Source organism: Pseudomonas sp. NPDC089758 (assembly GCF_044748705.1).
GTDB classification, from domain to species: domain Bacteria; phylum Pseudomonadota; class Gammaproteobacteria; order Pseudomonadales; family Pseudomonadaceae; genus Aquipseudomonas; species Aquipseudomonas putida_X.
Genome location: NZ_JBIVGN010000036.1, coordinates 1 through 4,224 on the forward strand (window position 1 = coordinate 1; position 4,224 = coordinate 4,224).

3 protein-coding genes are annotated in these 4,224 nt (G+C 59.5%); all 3 read right to left on the reverse strand.

All coding sequences use genetic code 11. The features are described from left to right. Positions 1-485 precede the first annotated feature (485 nt). The 3 genes from ACIPZH_RS25690 to ACIPZH_RS25700 are packed head-to-tail and all read right to left on the reverse strand — an operon-like array spanning position 486 to position 4,048. On the reverse strand, positions 486-2,786 hold the full coding sequence (locus ACIPZH_RS25690; protein ID WP_267818932.1) for a PqiB family protein: 2,301 nt from the start codon (positions 2,784-2,786) through the stop codon (positions 486-488). Continuing rightward, the gene (locus ACIPZH_RS25695; protein WP_241807156.1) at positions 2,779-3,402 is read right to left on the reverse strand and encodes a paraquat-inducible protein A; all 624 of its coding nucleotides are present in this window, start codon (positions 3,400-3,402) and stop codon (positions 2,779-2,781) included. The genes ACIPZH_RS25690 and ACIPZH_RS25695 overlap by 8 nt, the downstream gene beginning before the upstream one ends. Beyond that, on the reverse strand, positions 3,389-4,048 hold the full coding sequence (locus tag ACIPZH_RS25700) for a paraquat-inducible protein A (RefSeq protein WP_241807155.1): 660 nt from the start codon (positions 4,046-4,048) through the stop codon (positions 3,389-3,391). Before ACIPZH_RS25700 ends, ACIPZH_RS25695 begins: the two co-directional genes overlap by 14 nt. Positions 4,049-4,224: the final 176 nt, after the last annotated feature.

Consider the following 4,224-nt stretch of genomic DNA (forward strand, 5'->3'; position numbering starts at 1 on the left):
GCACGAGTGGCATTCGCCCTGATGAGAAATCAGGACGAATACGTTACCAAAGGCGGGAAAATGGCTTGCTGATAACCATAGAATCTCCCACAGGGGTTTGCGCCGAGCTTTAGAAATGGGTAAGACCGTTGCTTGCTCAGGTAAAGCCCAGGCCTGAAGAACTGCACGGTCGAGGTGGGAGCCGGCAAGCCCGGCTCCCACAGGGAGTTGCGCCGAGCTTTAGACATGGGTAAGACCGTTGCTTGCTCAGGTAAAGCCCAGGCCTGAAGAACTGCGCGGTCGAGGTGGGAGCCGGCTTGCCGGCGATGGGCTGCGCAGCAGCCCCATAACAGACCTGCACGCTCGTCGGGGCCAGCGAGCATCTGGGTCCGCTTTGCGGCCCATCGCCGGCAAGCCCGGCTCCCACATGGACTGCGCCGGCTTTTAGACAGCGGGCAAAACGGTTGCTTTATTCAACCAATGAGGGCCGCAGCGCGGCCCCTTCCCTACTTGGCGATCTGAATCTTCGGGGCCCACTGTAGCCAGGCGTCCTCAGGCTTGTCGAACAAGGCAAAGGTCTGCTGCGGCCGCGCCGGGTTGCCCATCTGCTCGCCATCGGGCGTGGCGAAGGCAATACCACCGTCGATGAGGGTCTCCAGCGACTCGGTGCGTACCGTGGCGCCTTTGAACAGGCCCCAATCGAAACCGAAACCGCTGCTATTCCAGAACCGGCTGCCACCGCGCACCAGTGCGGCATAGCGCGGCTCGATCAGGATGTGAATGAGCACGCGGTCGGCCGTCTGCCCCAATTCGAAGCCCGTTACCTTACCCACCGCGACCTCGCGGTAGGTCACCGGCACGCCCGGCTTGATCGACCCCCTGCGCGGCGCGCTAAGCGTCAAAGGCAGGCCGACTTCCACCCCGGTGACCTCAGGCGCGTCAGCCAAGGCGATGAAATCACGCTGCGGGCCTTTGTCCTTCACAGCCGGCTGCACTTCCAGGTACTGCCCGCCAATCAGGGTATCGAGGTTTTCGGTACGCACCAGGCCAAGGGCCGGTTTGACCACCCAGAACTGCGTGCCAGCACGGGCGATGCGGTCTGCCGCTTCGGTGATACGTGCGCGCAGCAACACAGCCTGCAGGTCCTTGGTCAGGTCGACACTCTCGATACTGCCAACATCCAGGCCACGGAAACGGATGGGCGTGCCCGGCTTGAGGCCGTCAGCACGGTCTACACGAATGGTTATCAGGGTGCCGGCACGGTTTACCGCCTCCTGGCTCTCATGCAGGCGGAACCTTGGAATATGGCGTTTGAGCGGTACGTTCGGCGTTGGTGTGTCAAAGGCGATACCACCGGCCATCAGGGTCTGCAGCGACTCACTCTTTATCTTGATGCCCGACAGGCCACCAGTGAGGGTGATGCCACTGACGTTCCAGAAGCGAGAAGAGCCATTGACCAGGTTCTCGTACTCCTTTTCGATGTGCACTCCGATCAGGATGCGACTGCTGTTGCGGGCAAACTGGTAGCTCTGCACGCTACCCACCTTGACCTGGCGATACATCACAGGGCTGCCGACCTCCAGCGAGCCCAGCGTATCGGCGAACAGCACCATGTGCAGCCCAGGCGCCTTGAGGTCCAGCGGCGGTGCCTTGGCCCTTGCTTCGAACTCGCGCTGCGGGGCGGCCCCCTTTTCACCGGGGCGGATGGCAATGTAGTTACCCTTCACCAAGGCCTCCAGGCCTGTGATACCCGCCAGGGAAATGGAAGGCTTGACCACCCAGAACTGCGTGCCATCGACGAGATAGTCTTCGGTCAGGGGGTCCAGGGTCAGTTCAGCCATTGCGCTGCCGAGGTTGTCCTCCATCTTCAGGGCCTTCAGCGAACCGACTTGAATGCCTTTGTACATGACCGGGGTGCGCCCCGCCTGCAGGCCCTCATAGTCGCTCAGCTTGACCTTCACACGGATACCCGCCTGGGCGGCATCGAAGTCTTCGTACAAGCGGAACGGCAGGCTCGGGTCGGTTGGCGGGCTATCCTTGCGGTGCTCCGGCGTAGCGAAGGCGATGCCACCCGCAACAATGCTGGAGAGGGACTCGCTGCGTACCTTCACCCCCGACAGCCCGGCATCGATGCTGATGCCGCTGGCATTCCAGAAGCGCGTATGTTTGCGCACCAGGCTGGCATAAGCCGGCTCGATAAACACTTTGACCTCGACCGTGCTCTGGTCCTCTGACAGGCGATAGCTCTTTACCCGGCCAACCTGGATCTGCTTGTAGAATATAGGGCTGTCGCGGTTGAGCGAGCCCAGGCGGTCTGCTTTGAGCGTAAGGTGCAGGCCCGGTTCGCTGTCCGAAAGCGGTGGCGCCACCTTCAATGCCTTGAAACGCTTGGTTCGCTCACCCTCACCCGGGCTGACGGCAATGTAATTGCCTGACACCAAGGTCTCCAGTCCCGAGATACCCGCCAGCGTGACACTGGGCTTGACCAGCCAGAAGCGTGTGCCCTTGGTCAGGTGAGGCTCTGCATCTTTGTTCATCTCGATGGTGGCGATGACACCTTGGTTTTCACCCTCGGCATCGAGCACCAGGCTTTTGACCTTGCCCACAGGCATGCCTTTGTAGATGACTTCGGTTTTGTTGGCGACGATACCCTCACCGCTCTCGAAACGAACTTCGATCTCTACACCCGCATCACGGTAGGCCTGCCAGGCCAGCCACCCTCCAATCATCAAAGCGATCAGCGGCAGAATCCAGATGGCCGACCAGTTGGAGGCGGGCCGGGTTTTAGCCGTTGGCATGTCACTCATGGTCGTCATCCGACTCCGTGTTATCCCAAATCAGTCGGGGATCGAAAGTTAAAGCAGCGAGCATCGTGAGAATCACCACAGTAGCGAAGGCGACAGCGCCCAAGTTGGCTTCGACACTGGCAATACGGCCGAAATTCACCACCGCCACCAAGATGGCGATGACGAAGATGTCCAGCATCGACCAGCGTCCTATGAACTCGATGAACCGATACATCAAAATGCGTTGCCGCGCTGACAACGGCTGGCGGCGCTGCACCGAATACAACAACAAACCGATGCCCACCAGTTTGAAGGTGGGCACCAGAATACTGGCAATGAACACCACTGCGGCAATGGGCACCATGCCATGCTTGAGCAGCGTGATGACGCCGGACATGATCGTGTCCGGGCTGCCCTGCCCCAATGTACTGACAGTCATGATCGGCAGCACGTTGGCAGGTATGTAGAGGATCGAGGCAGCGATGAGCAGCGCCCAGGTACGGACGATACTGTTGGGCCGACGCGCATGCACAATCGCGCCGCAGCGCGTGCAGGCCTGCGACTTGCTCTCGGAATCCTGTCGATTCAGTTCATGACACTCATTGCAGACCACAATGCCCGCATCAATCGCCCGCATGCAGATCCTCCCCCGACAGCGCACTCCAGATCTGGTGTGGAGACATCACCACTTCAAGCCATACCTGAATCAGCAACAGGCTGATGAAGCAAAACAACCCTAGCCCTATGGTCAACTCGGCAAGGTCGACCAGTTTCACGATGGCGACCAGTACGCCCATGAAGTAGACCTCAAGCATGCCCCAGTCTCGCAAATGATGATAAATGCGATAAATCAGCAGCCCATAGCTACGCCCAACGTTCAGGCGGATGCTCAGTAGCACCATGAGCTGGCACATCAGTTTGAGAAATGGAACCGCCATGCTGCACAGGAACACCACGACAGCGACACCGCGCATTTCGGAGTTGTACAAGCCCAGCACGCCACTCCACACCGTGTCGTCTGACGTCTGGCCAAGCAGGTGCAACTGCATGATCGGCAGGAAGTTGGCAGGCACGAACAGCAACAGCGCGGTCAGCGCCAGTGCCAGGCTGCGGTTGACCACATTGTGCCGGTGAGCGTACAGCTCATAACCACAGCGGGGGCACTGGGCCTTCTCATTGTGTTGCAGTTGGGGCTTGCGCATCAGCAGGTCGCATTCATGGCACGCGACCAACTCGTCCAGCGGCAACTGCTCTAGCGCTTGAGTTTCGACTGGGTTGGGCATCTCGAGGTTCTGAATAGATACGTGGGCTCTATTCTAGTGATACAGCTCGAAATGTGGGAGCCGACTTTCGAGCAACAGAGCCGGAAAGACAAAACCCCTACCTGCTCGCGCAGATAGGGGTTTTGCGAAATGAATCTTGACGATGACCTACTCTCACATGGGGAAACCCCACACTA

Coding starts and splice junctions, on each gene's coding strand:
- ACIPZH_RS25695 (WP_241807156.1), bottom strand. CDS start 3,402: ATGCGGGCGATTGATGCGGGCATTGTGGTCTGCAATGAGTGTCATGAA.
- ACIPZH_RS25690 (WP_267818932.1), bottom strand. CDS start 2,786: ATGAGTGACATGCCAACGGCTAAAACCCGGCCCGCCTCCAACTGGTCG.
- ACIPZH_RS25700 (WP_241807155.1), bottom strand. CDS start 4,048: ATGCCCAACCCAGTCGAAACTCAAGCGCTAGAGCAGTTGCCGCTGGAC.